The sequence below is a fragment of the Micromonospora halotolerans genome, from assembly GCF_032108445.1.
Lineage (GTDB): Bacteria > Actinomycetota > Actinomycetes > Mycobacteriales > Micromonosporaceae > Micromonospora > Micromonospora halotolerans.
This window is the reverse complement of the sequence record NZ_CP134876.1, coordinates 3,510,197-3,529,969: the sequence shown is the minus strand read 5'-3', so window position 1 is coordinate 3,529,969 and position 19,773 is coordinate 3,510,197. Positions and strand designations below refer to the sequence as shown.

The 19,773-nt window shown below is 73.6% G+C and carries 16 protein-coding genes and 2 pseudogenes; 6 read left to right on the top strand and 12 right to left on the bottom strand.

Going from position 1 to position 19,773, the window contains the following annotated elements:
- Positions 1-48 precede the first annotated feature (48 nt).
- Entirely contained in the window at positions 49-1,077 is a 1,029-nt protein-coding gene (locus tag RMN56_RS16840; RefSeq protein WP_313718391.1) for a 1-acyl-sn-glycerol-3-phosphate acyltransferase, read from the bottom strand.
- Complete coding sequence (locus tag RMN56_RS16835) at positions 1,077-1,910, bottom strand: patatin-like phospholipase family protein (protein WP_313718389.1); 834 nt, start codon at positions 1,908-1,910, stop codon at positions 1,077-1,079. The genes RMN56_RS16840 and RMN56_RS16835 overlap by 1 nt, the downstream gene beginning before the upstream one ends.
- A gap of 176 nt (positions 1,911-2,086) precedes the next feature.
- Between RMN56_RS16835 and RMN56_RS16830 the strand changes: the two genes are divergently transcribed.
- Entirely contained in the window at positions 2,087-3,538 is a 1,452-nt protein-coding gene (locus RMN56_RS16830; RefSeq protein WP_313718388.1) for a serine/threonine-protein kinase, read from the top strand.
- Positions 3,539-3,542: 4 nt separating this feature from the next.
- Here RMN56_RS16830 and RMN56_RS16825 read toward each other — a convergent pair whose 3' ends face one another.
- From RMN56_RS16825 to RMN56_RS16785, 10 genes and pseudogenes are all read right to left on the bottom strand, one after another.
- The gene (locus RMN56_RS16825) at positions 3,543-4,661 is read right to left on the bottom strand and encodes a glycosyltransferase family 4 protein (protein ID WP_313718387.1); all 1,119 of its coding nucleotides are present in this window, start codon (positions 4,659-4,661) and stop codon (positions 3,543-3,545) included.
- A 75-nt stretch (positions 4,662-4,736) separates the two neighbouring features.
- Positions 4,737-5,408, bottom strand: coding sequence for a BON domain-containing protein (locus tag RMN56_RS16820; RefSeq protein WP_313718385.1), 672 nt, complete (start codon positions 5,406-5,408; stop codon positions 4,737-4,739).
- 133 nt (positions 5,409-5,541) lie between these two features.
- Complete coding sequence (locus RMN56_RS16815; protein ID WP_313718384.1) at positions 5,542-7,047, bottom strand: S1C family serine protease; 1,506 nt, start codon at positions 7,045-7,047, stop codon at positions 5,542-5,544.
- Positions 7,048-7,109: 62 nt separating this feature from the next.
- A pseudogene (locus RMN56_RS16810) lies at positions 7,110-8,225 on the bottom strand (HAMP domain-containing sensor histidine kinase); the annotation flags it as partial.
- 272 nt (positions 8,226-8,497) lie between these two features.
- Positions 8,498-8,663: pseudogene (locus RMN56_RS32675) on the bottom strand (two-component sensor histidine kinase); the annotation flags it as partial.
- The gene (locus tag RMN56_RS16805) at positions 8,660-9,361 is read right to left on the bottom strand and encodes a response regulator transcription factor (RefSeq protein WP_313718382.1); all 702 of its coding nucleotides are present in this window, start codon (positions 9,359-9,361) and stop codon (positions 8,660-8,662) included. The gene RMN56_RS16805 and the pseudogene RMN56_RS32675, both read right to left, overlap by 4 nt.
- Before the next feature lie 124 nt (positions 9,362-9,485).
- Entirely contained in the window at positions 9,486-10,115 is a 630-nt protein-coding gene (locus RMN56_RS16800; RefSeq protein WP_313718381.1) for a PadR family transcriptional regulator, read from the bottom strand.
- Positions 10,112-10,951, bottom strand: a complete 840-nt coding sequence (locus tag RMN56_RS16795) for a DUF4097 family beta strand repeat-containing protein (protein WP_313718380.1) — start codon at positions 10,949-10,951, stop codon at positions 10,112-10,114. Before RMN56_RS16795 ends, RMN56_RS16800 begins: the two co-directional genes overlap by 4 nt.
- A gap of 110 nt (positions 10,952-11,061) precedes the next feature.
- Positions 11,062-11,973: a lysophospholipid acyltransferase family protein gene (locus RMN56_RS16790; protein ID WP_313718379.1), complete on the bottom strand. Its 912-nt coding sequence runs from the start codon at positions 11,971-11,973 to the stop codon at positions 11,062-11,064.
- Positions 11,970-12,752, bottom strand: a complete 783-nt coding sequence (locus RMN56_RS16785) for a GNAT family N-acetyltransferase (RefSeq protein WP_313718377.1) — start codon at positions 12,750-12,752, stop codon at positions 11,970-11,972. The genes RMN56_RS16790 and RMN56_RS16785 overlap by 4 nt, the downstream gene beginning before the upstream one ends.
- Positions 12,753-12,923: 171 nt before the next feature.
- Here RMN56_RS16785 and RMN56_RS16780 point away from each other — a divergent pair, with 171 nt between their 5' ends.
- The 5 genes from RMN56_RS16780 (at position 12,924) to RMN56_RS16760 (ending at position 19,770) form a co-directional block, all read left to right on the top strand.
- The gene (locus tag RMN56_RS16780) at positions 12,924-13,580 is read left to right on the top strand and encodes a hotdog fold domain-containing protein (protein ID WP_313718375.1); all 657 of its coding nucleotides are present in this window, start codon (positions 12,924-12,926) and stop codon (positions 13,578-13,580) included.
- A gap of 164 nt (positions 13,581-13,744) precedes the next feature.
- Positions 13,745-14,683 carry an ABC transporter ATP-binding protein gene (locus tag RMN56_RS16775; RefSeq protein ID WP_313718373.1) on the top strand — a complete coding sequence of 313 codons (939 nt, stop codon included), beginning with the start codon at positions 13,745-13,747 and terminating at the stop codon, positions 14,681-14,683.
- Positions 14,680-15,504 (top strand): DUF2705 family protein, encoded by an 825-nt coding sequence (locus RMN56_RS16770; RefSeq protein WP_313718371.1) that lies wholly within the window; start codon positions 14,680-14,682, stop codon positions 15,502-15,504. Before RMN56_RS16775 ends, RMN56_RS16770 begins: the two co-directional genes overlap by 4 nt.
- Positions 15,505-15,760: 256 nt before the next feature.
- The gene (locus tag RMN56_RS16765; RefSeq protein ID WP_313718369.1) at positions 15,761-19,498 is read left to right on the top strand and encodes a multifunctional oxoglutarate decarboxylase/oxoglutarate dehydrogenase thiamine pyrophosphate-binding subunit/dihydrolipoyllysine-residue succinyltransferase subunit; all 3,738 of its coding nucleotides are present in this window, start codon (positions 15,761-15,763) and stop codon (positions 19,496-19,498) included.
- Positions 19,499-19,590: 92 nt separating this feature from the next.
- A complete protein-coding gene (locus tag RMN56_RS16760; protein WP_089009804.1) occupies positions 19,591-19,770 on the top strand; it encodes a DUF6104 family protein in 180 nt (59 codons plus the stop codon).
- Positions 19,771-19,773 lie beyond the last annotated feature (3 nt).

Sequence of the window (19,773 nt, the reverse complement as noted above, 5' to 3'; positions counted from 1 at the left end):
ACCCTACGTGGCGTTCGGGCCGGTCGCTGCACGCGCACCGAACCGGTGTCAGTCAGCGGCCGCGGGCGCCCCGTTGCGGTTGGCGGCGATCCACGTGTCGATCCGGGCCCACCAGTCGAACAACCAGTCGATGCGCTCCTGCTTGCCGACCGGCACCTCCTCGGGCGGCACCGACCAGAATCGCATCACGATCCGCTTGTCCATCGGCAGTTCGCGCCACACGTCGGCGACGGTGAGCATCTGGTCCAGCCCGGTGTGCGCCACGAAGACCACCCCGGCGTCCGGGGCGGCGTCGAGGGCGGCGAGCAGCCCGCCCGGCTGCGGGGCGAGCACGTGCCGCATCCGCTCGGCGCGCCGTGCCATCCGCTCCAGGCCGAGGGTGCGCAGGCGGGCGATGGCCCGGAGCCGGCGCTTCGGGGTGAAGTTGCCGCCCTCCGGGAAGATCACGAACGCGTCGTCGTCGTCCAGGCCGGTGGCGAGGTGGCCGATCTGCCGGATCGCGGACTCCCGCCCGTCGGGCCCGGGTGCGATGAACCGGTTGGGCAGCCGGTTGAGCAGGACGTCGATCGCCGGGTCCCACTGGAGGGTTTCCTTGAGCACGATCCGGGGCTCGCGGTGGAACCAGTTGACCAGCGCGTGGATCAGGATGAACGAGTCGCCCGGCCCGGCGTGCCGGCAGAGCACCAGCTCGGGCCGGCCGGGCAGGGCGGTGTCCGGGTCGGTGCCGACCACGTCGATGCGCAGCCGCAGGGTCCAGCGGGCCTGCCAGAACAGCACCCGCAGGAAGTGGCCGGCCAGCACGTAGTGGGCCCGCTGGAAGGCCGGCGACCGCTTGCGCGCGCCGAAGCCCGAGGCCAGCCAGAGCACGAAGAGGGCGAGCAGCGCGGTCGCGTCCCAGATCAGGTAGACGGTGCCGATCCAGAGCAGCCGCAGCGGGCGCAGGTGCCCCGGCACCAGCGGCGACGCGGCCAGGGCCAGCAGCGCCCAGGCCGGCAGGGTGGTCACCACGGCGACGGCGAGCAGCACCACGCCGGGCGCGAGCAGCATCCGGCGTACCCACCGTGGCGGCAGCGGCATCAGCGTTCCAGCGCGGTGTCCAGGTAGCGGCGGGAGGCCGTGTACGCCCGGCTGATCCGCCGCCCCACCGCCGCGATGTCCCGGTACGCCCAGGGGCTGTCGTCGCGCGGCTCCAGGCCGCCGGTCGGCAGCACGTGCACCTCCACCCCCTCCGGCAGCGCCGCCATCTCCCGGGCGAACCGGTGCCGGCGGGCGATCTCGAAGGCCACCTGGGCGATCTCCCAGGGCCGGCGGGGCGGGCTCAGCTCGCGCTCGATCCGGCCCACCTGCAGCACGAAGATCTGCTGCGCGCCGAGGGCCACCGCCTCCCCGACCGGGATGGAGTTCACCACCCCGCCGTCGATGTAGTGCTGGCCGTCGATCTCCTTCGGCGGGAGCAGGCCCGGCACCGAGGCGGAGGCGAGCACGGCCGGCACCACCGGTCCGCTGTGGAACCAGTGCTCGGCGGCGCGCTCGATGTTCGCGGCGCAGCAGCGGAACGGCACCTTCAGGTCGGCGAAGGTGGTCTCCTCGCCCAGTTCGCTCTCCAGCAGCCGGCGCAGCGGCCGGGGCGAGTGCAGGTGGGTACGCGCGGCGAAACGCCGCAGTTGCCGGGCGACCGAGTCGCCGTACACCTCGCTCGCCTCGGGCGAGGCCCAGAGCCGGACCAGCCGGTCGGTGACCGCCTCGCTGGGGTCGGCGGCGACCAGGGCGCCGTTGACCGCGCCGATCGAGGTGCCGAGCACCATGTCGGGCCGGATCCGGGCCCGGAACAGGGCCCGGAGCATGCCCACCTCGACGGCGCCGAGCACTCCCCCACCGCCGAGCACGAACGCCACCGGACCGCCTGCCATGCCGTTCATCCTGGCACGCCCCGCACAGTCCGCCCCGCCGAGCCGGTCGGGGCCGGTCGCCCCGTCACCGCGCGCGACCGGCACGGCGCGGATCGCGACCGGAGAACGGACACCCGTTGACAGGCCGGACACATTCCCGCAACCTGATAGCGCTCCCAAGCCCAGGCAGGTGCGATGTGAAGGCGACGCTGCACGCCGGCCGGCTGCTGGCCCGCAGGTACCGGCTCATCGACCAGATCGGGGCCGGCGGCATGTCGGTGATCTGGCGGGCCCGCGACGAGGTGCTGGACCGGGTGGTGGCGGTGAAGGTGCTCGCCCCCTCGCTCGCCGCCGACGCCCGGTTCCGGGACATGGTGCGCGAGGAGGCCCGTTCCGCCGCCCAGCTCGTCCACCCGCACGTCACCGCCGTGCACGACTACGGCGAGACGGTGGCGCCGGACGGCTCGATCACCTCGTTCGTGGTGATGGAGCTGCTGAGCGGCGAGGAGCTGGAACACCGGCTCACCGAGGGGCCGCTGCCCTGGCCGGCGGCGGTGGAGACGGGCGCGCAGGTGGCCGAGGCGGTGGCCGCCGCGCACCGGCTGGGCATCGTGCACCGGGACATCACCCCGTCGAACGTGATGATGACCCGGGTCGGCGCGAAAGTGCTCGACTTCGGCATCGCCACCCGGGTCGGCGCGCCCGACGAGGACGAGGACGGCGGCACGTTCGGCACCCCGGCGTACGTGGCGCCGGAGCGGCTGGACGGGGCGCCGGCGCAACCGGCCACCGACGTCTACTCGCTGGGTGTGCTGCTGTTCGAGACGCTGACCGGGCAGCCGCCGTACGCGGCGGACACCTGGGAGCAGCTCAGCGCCGCCCTGGCCGAGGATGCCGCGCCCACGCTGGACGGCGTACCCGGGCTGCCCGCGCCGGTCGCGGAGATCTGCCTGCGCTGCCTGGCCCGGGACCCGCGCCGGCGGCCCACCGCGCACCAGGTGGCGGCCGTGCTCCGCGACCAGCTGCTGCCCGCCGACCCGCAGGCCGCCACCATGCTCTCCCCGACCGTGACCCTGCCCGCGCTGCCCGCCCCGCCCCGACCACCGGCCGAGCCCGCGCACCCCACGCCCGTCCCCACCGGGGCGTCCCGACCTCGCCGGGCGCTGCCCCTGGTCGCGGCCGGCGTGGTGGTGGTCGCCGGCGCCGCCCTGCTGGTGCCCGCGCTGCTGCCCGACGGGCAGGCGCCGTCGCGGTCGGCGCCGACCGCCGGGCCCGTGGTGGTGCCGTCCACCGCGACGCCGAGCCGCGACGGGCCGGCCACCAGCCAGCCGCCGGGGCCGACCGGCCGCCCGCCCGCGACCGGCGCGCCGACCCCGCCCGCCGGCGGCGACCTCAGCGAGGCGGCGCACCGGGTGGAAGGGCTCATCGAGGCCGGGCTGGCGGCCGGCCAGATCCGCGACGACGTGGGCGTGGACCTGCGCAACCTGCTGCGCAACGCCAGCGCCGCGACCGGCGAGGGCGCCCTCACCGGCGCCGTGGACCGGCTCCGCGACAAGATCGCCGACCGGCGGCGCGAGGGCAGCATCAGCCCCGAGTACGCCCGCCAGCTCGACGACGCCGCCGCGGAATTGGCGACGGGACGCACCTGAGACGTCAGCCGGCGGTGACCGGCGCGGCCTCGGGCCGCCCGGCGAACGCGGCCCGGTCGGCGAGGAAGGACCGGTAGACCGCCTCGTAACCGGCGGCCATCCGCTCGACCGAGAAGTGCTGCGCCACGTGCATGATGCAGTCGGCCGGGTCGAGGCCGGCCACATCGCGCAGCGCGGCCGGCAGTTCCTCCGCGCGGTCGCGGACGAACCCGGTGATCCCGTCCCGGACCAGCTCCGGCACGGCGCCCCGGCGCAACGCCACCACCGGTGTGCCGGTCGCCATGGCCTCCACCATCACCATGCCGAACGGCTCCGCCCACTGGATCGGCATGATGAGGCAGCGGGCGTCGTACAGGAGCCGCTGGGTGGCCTCCCGGTCGGCGTTGAGCACCACGGTGACGTCCTCGCCCAGCAGCGGCTCGACCACCTGCTCGAAGTAACGGCGCTCGGCCGGCTCGTTGCACTTGCCGGCCAGGGTGAGCGGCAGGCCGGCCGCCCGGCAGGCGCGGATCGCCACGTCGGGGCCCTTGTCCGGGCTGAACCGGGCCAGCCAGAGCACCGGCCCGCGGCCGGGGCCCCGCTTGCGCGGCACCTCCCGCAGCGCCATGGCGTTGTGCACCGTGCCCACCCAGGGCAGGTCCGGGTTGGCCTCGCGCTGGGCGTGGGAGATCGCCACCAGGCCCACCCCCTCGTCGGTGTTGCTCAGCACGGTGCCGTACTCGCCCACCGGGTTGCCGTGCACGGTCGCCACCGTGGGCACCCGGCGGCGGCCGGCGAGCAGCGGGCCGATGGTGCTGTGGTCGTGCACCAGGTCGAAGTCGGCCGGGTCGACCAGCCGGTTCACGTGGGCCAGGTGGGCCAGCTCGGGCAGCGACTCGCCGAGCCGGTGGAACTGGAGGTCCGCGCAGGTGGAGACGAAGTCACCGGCGGTGCCGTTCTCCCGGCCGGCGCCGAACAGGGTCACCGCGTGCCCCCGGTCCACCAGGGCGTCGACCAGCCCGGCCACCAGGTGCTCCAGGCCGCCGTACCCGGCCGGCGGCACGGACAGCCAGGGCGGCACCACCATGGCGAGCCGCAGGTGCCCGGTCCGGGTACGGTCCGACGGCGGCTGGTTCACGGCCACGAGTCCTCCCCGATGGGTCCCCCGGCGTACGTGACCGGCGGCGGTTTCCCGGCGCTCCGAGCGGTAAACGGCGGCTCAGCCGGCCACCACGAGCCGGTCGTGCACCTCGCGCACGCCCGGCGTGGCCCAGGCCGCCCGCTCCGCCTCCTCCCGCTGCCACCACCGGCGGACCACCCCGTCCAGCACCACCGTGTCGCCGCTGACCCGCACCTCGATGCGCTCGGTGCCGGTCCGTCGGAACAGCAGGCGCTGCAGGTCCCGGCGGTTCTGCTCGTCGCTGGGCGGGGTCGGCGGGCGCACCTCGACGAGGTTGGTCACCCCGCGTACGCCCCGCAGCCGGCGCAGTTCCCGCTCGGCGGTGCGGCGCTGGAAGCCGTACTCCACCTGGCCACGGAGCATGACCCAGCCGTCGGCGACCGTCAGGTCCAGCCGCTCGGCGGGGACGAAGCTGTCCCACTCCAGGGCCCGGCTGGCGGCGATCGCGATGTCGGCGTCGGTGCGCTCGTCGGCGACCGGCAACTGCACCTCCAGGTCGCTGGCGACCGCGCGGACCCCGCGGACGCGGTGCGCACAGCGCTCGGCGGCCCAGCGCCGGGCGTAGCTGTCCACCTGACCGGTCAGCGTGACCACGCCGTCGGCGACGGTCACCCCGATCTCGGTAGGCCGGGTCTGCGCGTCCCAGTCGAGCTCGGCGAGCACGTCCCGCTGGATGTCCTGGTCGGTGCGGACGGCGGAGGTGGTCGTCATGTCCCGAGGGTGCCGCCGGACGGGGTGAGCCCGGCTCACCCGGACCGGGTGAGGCACGAAAATAGGCGGCGGGTGACGGAACCAACCCCCTTGGCTCCGTCACCCGCCGCCCGTGGAGGAGGCAGGTCTGGTGTTATGACGTCTCGGCGAGCGTCACGGTTGCCGTCTCGGCCGAACCGTTCCGCTTGAACTGGACCTCGACCCGGTCGCCGACCTTGCCGGCCTGCACGGCGCCCACCAGGTCGTTGGAGTCGTTGATCACCTTGTCGCCGAACTTGGTGATCACGTCGCCCCGCTGGAGCCCGGCCTTGTCGGCGGCGCTGCCCGCGACCACGTCGGAGACCAGCGCGCCGCCGTCCTCCGCGGCGGCCACGCTGACGCCGAGGGACGGGTGGCTGACCTTCTCGCCGCGCTGGAGCTTCTCGGCCACGTCCTTGGCCTTGTTGCTCGGGATGGCGAAGCCGACCCCGATGTTGCCGTTGCTGCCCTGCCCGGCCGTGGCGATGGCGGTGTTGATGCCGATCACCTCGCCCCGGGTGTTGACCAGCGCGCCGCCGGAGTTGCCCGGGTTGATCGGGGCGTCGGTCTGGAGCAGGCCGGAGATCGAGCTGGCGCCCTGCTGCGGGGCCTGCTGCTGGCCGCCCTCGCCGGCCTGGATGGTGCGGTCGCGGGCGCTCAGAATGCCGGCGGTGACCGAGCCCTGCAGGCCGAGCGGGCTGCCCAGGGCGAGCACCTGGTCGCCGACCTGCATGGCGTCGCTGTCGCCGAACTTGGCGGCCTTCAGGTCGCTCACGCCGCTGGCCTTGACCACGCCCAGGTCGGTCTTCGGGTCCGTGCCGACGATCTTCGCCTGGGCGGTCTTGCCGTCGGCGAAGACCACCTTCACCGTGTCGCCGCTGGCGGAGGCGACCACGTGGTTGTTGGTCAGGACGTACCCGTCGGCGCTGAGGATCACCCCGGAGCCCTCACCGCTGTCCGTCATGATCGTGACGATGCTGTCCTGGACGGCGGCCGCGATCTTCGGCAGGTCGGCGCTGTTGAGCACGGGAGCGGCCGTGTAGGTGCGGGTCACGGTCCCGTCGCCGTCGAGGGCGAGGGCGAGCGCGCCCCCGGCCACGCCGGAGCCGAGCATCAGCGCCAGCGCGAGCGCCCCGGCGCCGATGAACTTCCCGGCCCGGCTGGGCCGCGCCGGCTGCTGCGGGCCCCACGGCGGGACCGGCTGCCCGGCCTGGTGCTGCGGGTACTGCTGCCCGGCCTGGTGCTGCTGGTACGGCTGCTGCGTCTGGTACGGCGGAACCGGCCCGCCGGTCTGCGACGGGTAGCCGGTGCCGCCCTGGTGCGCCCAGCCGCCCTGCTGCTGCGCCCCGTACCAGGGGTGCGGCTGCTGCGGCTGCCCGGACCCCGGGTACGGCGTGGGCGCCGGCGGCGCGTACGGGCTGGCGGGCGTGCCCGCCTCGGTGTGTCCGGCGGGGGCGGTGGTTCCGGCGGCCGGGGAGTCGGCCGGAACCGGCGCGGCGGCCGGGGTGACGGTGGGCTCCGACTGCCCGCTCTCGGCGCGGGGCAGCTCGGCGGTCGGCTGCGACGGCTCGGCGTCGGCGGGAACCGGCGACCGCTGCGGATCGGTTTCGTGGTCGGTCATGACTCCACCTTCTCCCTCGGCACTGCGACCAGGCTGGAACCCGCCTGAATGTTTTCTGAAAGTCACTCGCCGGGCTCGGGCGCCTCGGGCAGCAGCGGCAGCTTCACCCGGAAGGTGGCACCCCCGCCCGGCGTCTCGGCCACCTCGACGGTGCCGTGGTGCGCGGCCACCAGCGCGGCGACGATGGCCAGCCCGAGACCCGTGCTGGTCGGCCCGCCCGCCCGCCGGGTGCGCGCCGCGTCCACCCGGTAGAACCGCTCGAACACCCGCTCGGCCTGCTCCGGGGTGAGCCCGGGACCGGTGTCGGCCACCTCCACCACGGCCAGGTTCCCCGGCTCCGTCCGCAGCCGCAGGGTCACCGCGGTGTCCGGCGGGGTGTGCGTGAGCGCGTTGGTCATGAGGTTGCCGATCACCTGGCGCAGCCGGGCGTCGTCGCCGAGCACCACCAGCGGGCCGGAGCCGGGCTCGATCTCCAGCGTGATGCTCCGGTCCGGCTCCACGGCCCGCGCCGCCTGGACCGCGTCCGAGGCGAGCACGGGCAGCTCGACCGGCGCCAGCGCGATCGGCCGCTCGCGGTCCATCCGGGCCAGCAGCAGCAGGTCCTCCACGAGCAGGCCCATCCGGGACGCCTCGTCCTCGATCCGGCGCAGCAGCCCGGCGGTCTGCTCCGGCGCCCGGGCCGCGCCCTGCCGGTACAGCTCGGCGAAGCCCCGGATGGTGGTCAGCGGCGTGCGCAGCTCGTGTGAGGCGTCCGCGATGAACTGCCGCATCCGTTCCTCGGAGCGGCGGGCCCGCGCCTCGGACGCCTGCGCCGCGGCGGCGGCGTCCCGGGCGCTCACCTCGGCGCTGCGCGCCGCCGCCTCGGAGGCCGCCCGCGCCGTGAACGCCGCCTCGATCTGGGCCAGCATGGCGTTCAGGGCCCGGGAGAGCCGGCCGAGCTCGGAGGTCGGGCAGGGCCGGCCCTCCTCGGGGTCGGGCACCCGCTGGGTCAGGTCACCGCCGGCGATGGCCGCCGCGGTCCGCTCGATCTCCACGAGGGGCTTGAGACTGGTACGCACGATGCCGGCCCCGACCGAAGCCAGGATGATCAGCACCGCCCCACCCACCAGCAGATCGATCCAGACGAGCTGCTTCACGGCCATGTCGATGTCGATCATGTTCTGGCCGACCGCGATGTACTGCCCGTTGTCGATCTCCTTGATCACCACCCGCCAGCGCAGGTTCCGGTCGGCGGCGTCGGTGGTGAAGGCGCCCTGGTTCGCGTGCTGCTGGTACCAGGACAGCTGGTTCAGCGAGCCGGGCAGGTCCTCCCGCTTCAAGGAACGGTCGTAGGCGAGGTCGCCGCCGCCGGCCCGCTGGCTGGCGACCACCACCATGTAGTCGCTCGGCAGCGCGTTCTCGGTGGCGGAGGCGCTGGGAAGCGAGCCCTCGACCCGGGCGAGGTAGGAGGTCAGCTCGTCGTCCACCCGCCCGACCAGGTAGCTGTGCAGGAAGAACGCGGTGAGCGAGCTGATCACCACCAGCGCTACGGCGACCAGCGCCAGGACCGAGGCGACCAGCTTCACCCGCAGCGGGACGCTGCGCAGCCGGCCCTTCGCGTCGTGGACGGCGTTCACGCCGCCGGCTTGCGCAGCACGTACCCGACCCCGCGCAGCGTGTGGATCAGCCGGGGCTGGGTGTTGTCGACCTTGCGCCGCAGGTAGGAGATGTAGGACTCGACGATGTTGTCGTCGCCGCGGAAGTCGTAGTTCCAGACGTGGTCGAGGATCTGCGCCTTGGAGAGCACCCGGTTGGCGTTGAGCATCAGGTAGCGCAGCAGCTTGAACTCGGTGGGCGAGAGCTGCACCCGCTGCCCGGCCCGGTGCACCTCGTGGGTCTCCTCGTCCAGCTCCAGGTCGGCGAAGGTGAGCCGGGAGGGCGCGTGCTCGCCGGTGGCGGTGCGCCGCAGCACCGCCCGGATCCGGGCGGTCAACTCCTCCAGGCTGAACGGCTTGGTGACGTAGTCGTCGCCGCCCAGGGTCAGCCCGCGGATCTTGTCGTCGGTGGCGTCCCGGGCCGTGAGGAAGACCACCGGGGTGCGCGTGCCACCCTCACGGAGCATCCGGATGACCTCGAAGCCGTCCAGGTCGGGCAGCATCACGTCGAGCACGACGAGGTCGGGCCGGTGGTCCTTCGCGGCGTGGATCGCCGCACTGCCGCTGGTCGCGGTGGCGACGTCGAAACCGGCGAAGCGCAGGCTCGCGGAGAGCAGTTCGAGGATGTTGGGATCGTCCTCCACGACGAGCAGTCGCGCCTCGGTCTGGGTAGCCACCATGGCACCCATCATCCGCGCTCCGGCTGCGGCCTCGCTGGGTGGATCCTGGAAACAACCTGTGAGCCGCCGCGCCCCGCCGGCCCGGCCGCCGCGGGTGTCTCCACACCGGGAGACACCCGCGGAGTCACGTCTGGCGGAGCAGCCGGCGGAGCCCGTCCAGGGCCCCGTCGAGCAGGCGGATGGCCGTGCGGAGCTGGGTGTCGGTGAGCCGGCCGGCCCGCACCAGTGCGCCGACCTCGACGGTGAACGCGGCCAGTCGCTGGTCGAACTCGGCCAGCAGGGGCGACTCGGTGGTCCGGCCCGGGCCGCCGTTGGCGGGTGGTCGGGTGGTCGGCGGCGGGGGCGCCCAGCGGGCCTGCCGGGTCTGCCGGGCCGCCTCGCGCAGCTCCCGCTTGAGGTCGCGCACCGAGCCGCGTACCTCGGTGCGGATGTCGCCGGCCAGCGCGGAGAGGTCCTCCACCGAGGCGGTGATGTCGGACTCCAGGGTGGCCAGCTCGTCGGCGCGCTGCCGCAGCTCGGCCCGGCCCGCTTCGGTGATCTCGTAGACCTTGCGGCCACCGGCGGCGGTGTGGCTGACCAACCGTTCCACCTCCAGCCGTTGCAGCCGGGGGTAGATGGTGCCGGCGCTGGGCGCGTACAGGCCGAGGAAGCGGTCCTCCAGCAGGCGGATCAGCTCGTACCCGTGCTTCGGGCCGTCGTCGAGCAGCTTGAGCAGGTAGAGCCGGAGCCGCCCGTGACTGAACACGGCGGTCACGGCAGCTCCTCCAGGTCGTCGGCGTCCTCGACGGGGCGGGCGAGCAGCGCGATGCTGCCGGACGTCGCGGACGCCCAGAGCTTACCGGCGCCGCCTCCGAGCACCCCGTGGCTGTCCTTCACCGCGCCGAACCCGTGCTGGCCGCCGCAGATCTGCGGGAAGCCGCTGGTGATCCGGCCGGAGGTGGTGTGCAGGTGGACGGTGAGGTCGCTGTCCTCGCGGACCCGGACCGTGATGCTGCCGGAGATGGCGCTGAGCCGGATGTCGCTGCCCCGCGGGTTGTCCAGGTCGCAGGTGATCGAGCCCGAGACGGCGTGGGCGCGGACGCGCTCGGGTGCGCTGTCGGCGAGGATCAGCTCGCCGGAGACCGTCTCCAGGTTGAGGTCGCCGCCGACGCCGAGCGCCTCGACGGGACCGGAGATGACCTTCGCGGAGGTGTGGCCGCGCAGCCCCATGAGGGTGACCTGGCCGGAGGTGACGTCGACCCGGGTGTCGCGGCGCAGGCCGGAGGCGACCAGCGAGCCGTCCACCAGTTGCAGGTCGGCCAGCACGTGCGCGGGGACGGCGATGGAGACCTCGGCGCGGAACCGGCGGCCGAGCTGGCCGAGCCACCAGAGCATCCCCGGCCAGCGGGGCATCCGCTCGTGGCCGACGGTGAGCCGGCCGTCGCGCAGCTCGACGCGGACCGGCCGGCGGCTGATCCGGGTGACGTCGACCCGGGCCGGTCCGTCGGTGCCGACCACGTTGAGCCGGCCGCTGACGAGTCGGACGTCCAGCCGGGTGACCGGCTCGTCCAGGGTGAGCCGTTGCGGGCTGTCGACCATCCAGGTGGTCATGGCGTCCTCCCCTCGGTGACGCGCCGATCGGCGGCGCGTCGAGTGACGGGAGAAGCATAACGCGATACATCGCGACTGAACAAGACTGTCGCGACTGTGTCGCGTACGCGTCAGGCGGCCAGGTCCAGCTCCGTCTCCGCCGCGACCCGGACCGGCGCCACCGGCCGGACGATCCGTACGCCGGTCGCCGCCCGCCGGACGGGCGTCCGGACCGGCCTCGGGTGGATGGCCGACTCGGCCGCCCGGGCCAGCATCCGCCGGTCCGCCCCGGCGGCCGGGTGCAGCGCGGCGGCCACGGTCACGGCGACGCTCAGGTCCCGCGCGCCGAGCACCCGGCGGATCGACGCCCAGAGCGTCTCCTCGCCGAGGAAGGCGGGCAGGGCGCTCGCGTCGCCCGCGTACCGGTAGGCGAGCCGGAGCGGGACCACCGGCGCGCCCGCGTCCACCGCGGCCTGGAACACCGCCGGGCGGAAGCCCCGGCCCGGCCGGCAGCCGGCCGCCACCCCGCACCAGGTCGTGCCCTCCGGGAACACCGCCACGGAGTGGCCGGCACGCAGCGCGCCAGCCACCCGGCCGACGGTGGCCGGCAGGTCACGCGGCCGGGACCGGTCGACGAAGACCGTGCGGGCCGCGGCGGCCAGCGGGCCCAGCACCAGCCAGTCACGGACCTCCCGCTTCGCCAGCATCCGGGCCGGGGCGACCGCGAGCACCGCGAGGATGTCGAGCCAGGAGACGTGGTTGGCGACCAGCAGCGCCGGAAGGCGCGGCAGCCGGCCGCGTACCGCCAGCCGCACGCCGAGGGCGCGCAGCGTGCCCCGGGCCCAGCCGCGCAGCGCGGCCCGCCGGTCGCGGGCCGGCAGCAGCGGGAGCAGCGCGGCCAGGCCGACCCCGGCCGACAGCATCCCGAGTACGGCGAGCAGCCGCCCCACCCGACGCGGCAGCGACACGTCCGGCGCCTGGGCCGCCGGCAGGCAGCCCGGCCCGCAGCCCGAGGCGGGGCGCCAGAGCCCGTCGCCGGTCACGACGCCGCCCCGCCCAGGAAGTGCCTCAGGTAGCGCGGGTTCATCCGGTCCAGGGAGAACAGCACGTAGAAGTCCGCGCAGCCGAAGTCCGCGTCGTACGCCGGCTCCCCGCAGACCCAGGCGCCGAGCCGCAGGTAGCCGCGGAGCAGCGGCGGGACGAGCGCGCGCCGCTCGGCGGGCGACAACTCCAGCTCGGCGCGTCCGGCGGCGGCCGGCTCGGCGAACCAGGGACGGCGGGGCGTCACGCGCAGCGGCGGCGGGGCCAGGTGCCGCGCGGCGACCTGGGACCACACCTCGGCCGCGGCGATCCCGCCGTCGGCCACCGGCACCGAGGCGCAGCCGCCCAGCCACCGGGAGCCGCGCAGGTGCAGGTAGCGGGTGATCCCCGCCCACATCAGGTTGATCACGGCGCCGGAGCGGTGGTCCGGGTGCACGCAGGACCGGCCCGCCTCGACCAGGCCGTCGCGGAGCGGGGCCAGCGGGGTCAGGTCGAACTCGCCGTCGGCGTACCGGCGGTCGGTGCGCCCGGGCGGCAGCAGCCGGTAGGTGCCGACCACCTCGTCGGTGCCCTCGCGCAGCACGACCAGGTGGTCGCAGTACGCGTCGAACTCGTCGGTGTCGAGCCCGGCGGCCCCCGGGTGCAGGGTGGCGCCGAGCTCACTGGCGAACACCTCGTGACGCAGGCGTTGCGCGGCCGCGACCAGGGTCGGGTCGTCGGCGATCAGCAGGGTGTATCCGCTGGTCGTGAGGGGTGCGCCAGCGGCGTGCAGAACGGCCATGGGTATCTGTGTAGGGTGCCCGGGTGCCGGCACCGGGGATGAGGGGTGTCGATCCGGTGAACGCCGGTCGGCGCTCCGGCACGCCCCTCACCCACGGCGGGCCGGCACCGGCGTGCGAGGCTGCCCGGGCGGACCCGGCGACGAGGCCGGCCGACCCCCCGGAGGTGCCACGTGATCATCGAGTCCCGTTTCCACGGACCGGACGGCTCGGGCAACGGCGGCTGGAGCGCCGGGATCTTCGCCGCCGCGGTGGACGACCGGGGCCCGGTGGAGGTCACGCTGCGCAAACCGCCGCCGCTGGAGACCCCGCTCGCCGCCGTCGACGGCGAGGTCCGCGACCCGGACGGCCAGGTGATCGCCCAGGTACGCCGGGTCGAGCCGGTCAGCGCCGTGGTCCCGCCGGTGGACCGGTCGACGGCCGAGGCGGCGTCCGCCGCGTACCCGGGCCTGGTGGACCATCCCTTCCCCGGCTGCTACGTCTGCGGGCCGACGAACCCGGCGGGGCTGCGGATCTTCCCGGGCCGGCTGCCCGACGGGCGGACCGCCGCGCCGTTCCGGGTCCCGGCCGGGGTGGTACCGGCGACCGTGTGGGCGGCGCTGGACTGCCCCGGCGGCTGGGCGGTGATCGCGCCCGGCCGCCCGTACGTGCTGGGCCGGATCGCCGCGCAGGTCACCGCGCTGCCGCGGCCCGGCGACGAGTGCGTGGTGACCGGGGCGATGGTCGGCGGCGCGGGACGCAAGGCCGAGGTGCACTCGAGCCTCTACGGCCCGGACGGCGCGCTGCTCGGCCAGGCGCGCGCCACCTGGATCGCGCTGCCGCCGGCCTGATCTCTCCTCCCTGCGGATGATCCGCTCCTGCCTCCGGGGGAGGAGGGCGTACGCATCCCGCCTGATTGACCCCCTTGCGCCGGGTTGGAAGGCTGTGCACGGCGCCCCCGCAACGGCGCACCCACCGGCGTGCGTCGAGCCCGCCGGGGCAGGAGAGGAGAACGATGTCCGACGGGCAGCCAAGCCCCAGTGCCGGTACCGGCCAGATCGTGGTGTCGGGACTGACGAAGGTATACAAGAACGTCCGGGCGGTGGACAACCTGTCCTTCACCGTCCAGCCGGGCCGGGTCACCGGCTTCCTCGGCCCGAACGGCGCCGGCAAGACGACCACCCTGCGCATGCTGCTCAACCTGGTCACGCCGACCGCGGGTGAGGCCACGATCGGCGGCCACCGGTACGCCGACCTGCCCGACCCGCTGCGTACGGTGGGCGCGGTCCTGGAGGCGTCGAGCGCGCACAAGGGCCGCACCGGGATCAACCACCTGCGGGTGATCTGCGCGGCGGCGGGCCTGCCCCGCGGTCGGGCCGACGAGGCGCTCGCCCTGGTCGGGCTGACCCCGGCCGCGAAGCGCAAGTTCAAGGGCTACTCGCTGGGCATGAAGCAGCGGCTCGGGATCGCCGCGGCCATGCTCGGCGACCCGCGGGTGCTGATCCTCGACGAGCCGGCCAACGGCCTGGACCCGGAGGGGATCCGCTGGATGCGCGGCTTCCTCAAGGGGCTGGCCACCGAGGGGCGTACGGTGCTGGTCTCCAGCCACCTGCTCTCCGAGATGCAGTTGCTCGCCGACGACGTGGTGATCATCGCGGCCGGCAAGCTGGTCCGGCAGGGGACGGTCGACCAGGTGATCGGCTCGATGACGCACGGCGCCCGGATCCGGGTGCGCACCCCGCAGGCCGACGAGCTTACCGCGGCGCTGCGCGAGCAGGCGGCCACGGTGGACGCCGACGGGCACGGCGCGCTGCTGGTGACCGGGGTGGACGCGCCGACGGTCGGCCGGGTGGCCCTGGCCGCCAAGGTGGAGCTGCACGAGCTGACCACCGAACGTCCCGACCTCGAAGGGGTCTTCCTGGAGCTGACGGCCGGAAAGGCGGATATCCGATGAATCTGGTCCGATCCGAGCTCCTGAAGATCCGCTCCACCAACACCTGGTGGATCTTCGCGCTGATCACGGTGCCGCTGTGGGCCCTCGCCATGGCCTTCAACTGGTTGCAGACCGAGGCCCTGACCAGCGGCAACATGGGTGATGTACCGGCCGACCAGGCCGACCAGGTGCAGGCCGTCTCCAGCGTCGACAGCCTGGCCGCCAACCTCTACACCAACGGCCAGTTCTTCGGCCTGCTCATCGTGATGCTGCTCGGCATCGTGGTGGTGACCAGCGAGTTCTTCCACCAGACGGTGACCACCACGTTCCTCACCGCGCCCCACCGCACCGCGGTGATGCTGGCCAAGCTGGTCGCCGCCGGCGTGCTGGCACTGCTCTTCTGGCTGGGCACCACGCTGCTGAACCTGATCTTCGCGCCGCTGATCCTGAACGCCACGGACGTCGGCGCCCAATTCGGCAGCGGCGCGGTCTGGCGGGCGGTGGCCCTCAACGGGCTGGCCTACCTGCTCTGGTCGGTGCTCGGCGTCGGGCTCGGTGTGCTCATCCGCAGCCAGATCGGCGCCACGGTGACCGGCATCCTGCTCTACCTGGGCGGTGCCATCGGCGCGGCCATCGCGATCGGGCTGCTGGCCGCGAAGTTCGGTGACTGGATCAACCAGCTCCAGCTGCTCGTCCCCTCGCTGGCCTCGTCGCTGATGGTGAGCGGCGTCGAGATCCCGGGCAACCCGCCGCGCTGGGCGGGGGCGGCCGTGCTCGTCGGCTACGCCGTGGTGGCCGGGGTGATCGGCGTGCTGACCATCCGGCGCCGCGACATCTCCTGAGTCGGCTACCCGACACGGCCCCGACCGGTGACCCTCTGTCACCGGCCGGGGCCGTCGCTGTCTAGCAGGAGTGGGCGGGACACGCAGCGTTTGCCGAACTTCTGGCATCTTCTGTGAAACGGACCACCAGCCGGAGGCGAGAATGCCTGTGTCGATCGCACGGCGTAGCCTGGGACCCGTCTCTCGTGCGCCCGGGAACGGGCTCGGGAGCGCCCGCGTGACATTCACAACCGCGTGAAAGAGGCGATTAGCGGCCGTGTCGACCCAGCAGACTTCGCAGGAGAACCCACTGGCGGGTTTCGGCCCGAACGAGTGGATCGTCGAGGAGATGTACCAGCGCTATCTCGCCGACCCCTCGAGCGTCGACTCGGCCTGGCACGACTTCTTCGCCGATTACCGGCCGGCGCCCGGTGCCGCCACCCCGCGCCCCGAGGCCCAGGCCGCCCCGGCCAAGCCGGCCGTCCGTCCCGAGCCGGGCGAGCAGCAGGAGGCCGTCGCCACGGTCACCCAGCAGCCCGCCACCAAGCCCGCGCCCGCCCCCGCGAAGCCGGCCGCCAAGCCGGCGGCGAAGGCCCCGGAGCCGGCTCCGGCGAAGAAGGCCGCCCCGGCCAAGCCGGCCGCGAAGGCGCCGACCGCGAGCGCCGCCGGCACCACCCCGCTGCGCGGGGTCGCCGCCAAGATCGTGCAGAACATGGACGCCTCGCTCGCCGTGCCGACCGCGACCAGCGTCCGCGCGGTGCCGGCGAAGCTGCTGGTGGACAACCGCATCGTGATCAACAACCACCTGGCCCGCGGGCGCGGTGGCAAGGTGAGCTTCACCCACCTGATCGGCTACGCGCTGGTCCGGGCGCTGGTCGAGCACCCGGAGATGAACAACTCCTTCGCCGAGGTCGACGGCAAGCCCGCGATGGTCCGCCCCGAGCACGTCAACCTGGGCATCGCCATCGACCTGGCCAAGCCGGACGGCTCCCGCAACCTGGTGGTGCCCTCCATCAAGGGCTGCGAGCAGATGGACTTCCGGCAGTTCTGGCAAGCGTACGAGGACGTGGTCCGGCGCGCCCGCCGCAACGAGCTGACCATGGAGGACTACGCCGGCACCACGATCTCGCTGACCAACCCGGGCGGCATCGGCACGGTCCACTCGATCCCGCGCCTCATGCAGGGCCAGAGCGCCATCATCGGCGTCGGCGCCATGGAATACCCGGCGCCCTACCAGGGCATGAGCGAGGCGACCCTGGCCGACCTCGCGGTCAGCAAGATCATCACGCTGACCAGCACGTACGACCACCGGATCATCCAGGGCGCGCAGTCCGGCGAGTTCCTCAAGGTGATGCACGAGCTGCTGCTCGGCGAGCGCGGCTTCTACGACCAGATCTTCACCTCGCTGCGCCTCCCCTACGAGCCGGTGCGCTGGGTGCAGGACGTGGCCGTCGACTCCGAGGGCCAGATCAACAAGACCGCGCGGGTGCACGAGCTGATCCACGCGTACCGGGTGCGCGGCCACCTCATGGCCGACACCGACCCGCTGGAGTTCAAGATCCGCAAGCACCCGGACCTGGACGTCCTCCAGCACGGGCTGACCCTGTGGGACCTGGACCGGGTCTTCCCGGTCAACGGCTTCGCCGGCCGGCAGCGGATGAAGCTGCGCTCGATCCTCGGCGTGCTGCGCGACTCCTACTGCCGCCGCGTCGGCATCGAGTACATGCACATCCAGGACCCGGAGGAGCGGCGCTGGATCCAGGAGCGGGTCGAGCGCAAGTACGAGAAGCCCAGCGCGGACGAGCAGAAGCACGTGCTCAACCGGCTCAACGCCGCCGAGGCGTTCGAGACCTTCCTCCAGACCAAGTACGTCGGCCAGAAGCGCTTCTCGCTGGAGGGCGGCGAGTCGCTGATCCCGCTGCTCGGCGAGGTGCTGGAGTGCTCCGCCGAGGGCGGCCTGGACGAGGTCGTCATCGGCATGGCCCACCGCGGCCGGCTCAACGTGCTGGCCAACATCGTCGGCAAGCCGTACGAGAAGATCTTCTCCGAGTTCGAGGGGCACCTCGACCCGCGCTCCACCCAGGGCTCGGGCGACGTGAAGTACCACCTCGGCCAGAACGGCAAGTTCACCACCCCGGACGGCGGGCACTCGGTCAAGGTCTCCGTGGTGGCCAACCCGTCGCACCTGGAGGCCGTGGACCCGGTGCTGGAGGGCATCGTCCGGGCCAAGCAGGACCGGATCGACCTCAAGCTGGAGGGCTACACCGTGCTGCCGCTGGCGGTGCACGGTGACGCCGCCTTCGCCGGCCAGGGCGTGGTCGCAGAGACCCTCAACCTGTCGCAGCTGCGCGGCTACCGCACCGGCGGCACCGTGCACGTGGTGGTCAACAACCAGGTCGGCTTCACCACCGCCCCGGAATACAGCCGGTCCAGCCTCTACAGCACCGATGTCGCCCGGATGATCCAGGCGCCGATCTTCCACGTCAACGGCGACGACCCCGAGGCCGTCGTCCGGGTGGCCCGGCTCGCCTTCGAGTACCGGCAGGCGTTCAACAAGGACGTCGTCATCGACATGGTCTGCTACCGCCGGCGCGGGCACAACGAGGGCGACGACCCGTCGATGTCCAACCCCCAGATGTACAAGATCATCGACTCGAAGCGCTCGGTCCGGAAGCTCTACACCGAGGAGCTCATCGGGCGGGGCGACATCACCGTGGAGGACGCGGAGGAGCTGCTGCGCGACTACCAGTCGCAGCTGGAGCGGGTCTTCAAGGCCACCCGGGACGCCGCCACCACGCCGCGCCAGCTCAGCCGGCCGCGCCGCGAGGAGGAGCCGGAGCCGCAGGTCGACACCGCCACCGACGCCGCCGTGGTCAAGGCGATCGGCGAGGCGCACGTCAACCTGCCGGAGGGCTTCACCCCGCACAAGCGGATCCAGCAGCTGCTGGAGCGGCGGCGCAAGATGTCCGTCGAGGGCGGCATCGACTGGGGCTTCGGCGAGATCATCGCGTTCGGCGCGCTGCTGCACGACGGGGTCACCGTCCGGCTCGCCGGGCAGGACTCCCGCCGGGGCACCTTCGTCCAGCGGCACGCGTCGGTGGTCGACGCGAAGACCGGCGACGACTACCTGCCGCTGAAGTCGCTCACCGGCGACGGCGAGCGGTCCCGCTTCTTCGTGCACGACTCGCTGCTCTCCGAGTACGCCGCCATGGGCTTCGAGTACGGCTACTCGGTGGAGAACATCAACGCGCTGGTCGCCTGGGAGGCCCAGTTCGGTGACTTCGTCAACGGCGCCCAGTCGGTGATCGACGAGTTCATCTCGTCGGGCGAGGTGAAGTGGGGCCAGCGCTCCGCGGTCACCCTGCTGCTGCCGCACGGCCACGAGGGCCAGGGCCCGGACCACACCTCCGGTCGCCCGGAGCGGTTCCTCCAGCTCTGCGCCGAGGACAACATGCGGGTGGCCATCCCGACCACCCCGGCGAGCTACTTCCACCTGCTGCGCCGCCAGGCCCTGTCGCCGAAGCGCAAGCCGCTGGTGGTGTTCACCCCGAAGTCGCTGCTGCGGCACAAGCTCTGCATCTCGCAGGTGGAGGACTTCACCACCGGCACCTTCCAGCCGGTGCTGGCCGACACGGCCGCCCCGGCGCCGGAGCAGGTGAAGCGGGTGCTGCTCTGCTCGGGCAAGGTCTACTACGACCTGTTCCAGGCCCGGCAGGAGCGGGGCGTGACCGACACGGTGATCCTGCGGATGGAGCAGCTCTACCCGCTCCCCGTCGAGGAGGTCCGGGCCGCCCTGTCGCAGTACCCGAACGCCGAGGACTTCGCCTGGGTCCAGGAGGAGCCGGCCAACCAGGGCGCCTGGTCGTTCGTGGCGCTCAACCTGCTGGAGCACCTGCCCGAGGTCCGGCTGCGCCGCATCTCGCGCCCGACCGCCGCCGCGCCGGCGGTCGGCTCGGCGAAGATGCACGAGGTCGAGCAGAACGCGCTGATCGAGGCGGCTCTCCCCCGCTCGTGACCTGACCGCACCGCCGGCACGAGGGGCAGCGACCGTACGACGGCCGCTGCCCCTCGTCCCGTGGCGGCCCCTTCTTCCGCGAGAGGACGCACATGTACTTCACCGACCGTGGCATCGAGGAACTGGTCGAACGCCGGGGCGACGAGCAGGTCAGCCTGGAGTGGCTGGGCGAGCGGCTCCGTGACTTCGTCGACCTGAACCCGGAGTTCGAGACCCCGATCGAGCGGTTCGCCACCTGGCTGGCGCGACTCGACGACGAGGACGACGAGTAGGTC

Coding starts and splice junctions, on each gene's coding strand:
- RMN56_RS16840 (WP_313718391.1), bottom strand. CDS start 1,077: ATGCCGCTGCCGCCACGGTGGGTACGCCGGATGCTGCTCGCGCCCGGC.
- RMN56_RS16835 (WP_313718389.1), bottom strand. CDS start 1,910: ATGGCAGGCGGTCCGGTGGCGTTCGTGCTCGGCGGTGGGGGAGTGCTC.
- RMN56_RS16820 (WP_313718385.1), bottom strand. CDS start 5,408: ATGACGACCACCTCCGCCGTCCGCACCGACCAGGACATCCAGCGGGAC.
- RMN56_RS16815 (WP_313718384.1), bottom strand. CDS start 7,047: ATGACCGACCACGAAACCGATCCGCAGCGGTCGCCGGTTCCCGCCGAC.
- RMN56_RS16805 (WP_313718382.1), bottom strand. CDS start 9,361: ATGGTGGCTACCCAGACCGAGGCGCGACTGCTCGTCGTGGAGGACGAT.
- RMN56_RS16795 (WP_313718380.1), bottom strand. CDS start 10,951: ATGACCACCTGGATGGTCGACAGCCCGCAACGGCTCACCCTGGACGAG.
- RMN56_RS16785 (WP_313718377.1), bottom strand. CDS start 12,752: ATGGCCGTTCTGCACGCCGCTGGCGCACCCCTCACGACCAGCGGATAC.
- RMN56_RS16775 (WP_313718373.1), top strand. CDS start 13,745: ATGTCCGACGGGCAGCCAAGCCCCAGTGCCGGTACCGGCCAGATCGTG.
- RMN56_RS16770 (WP_313718371.1), top strand. CDS start 14,680: ATGAATCTGGTCCGATCCGAGCTCCTGAAGATCCGCTCCACCAACACC.
- RMN56_RS16760 (WP_089009804.1), top strand. CDS start 19,591: ATGTACTTCACCGACCGTGGCATCGAGGAACTGGTCGAACGCCGGGGC.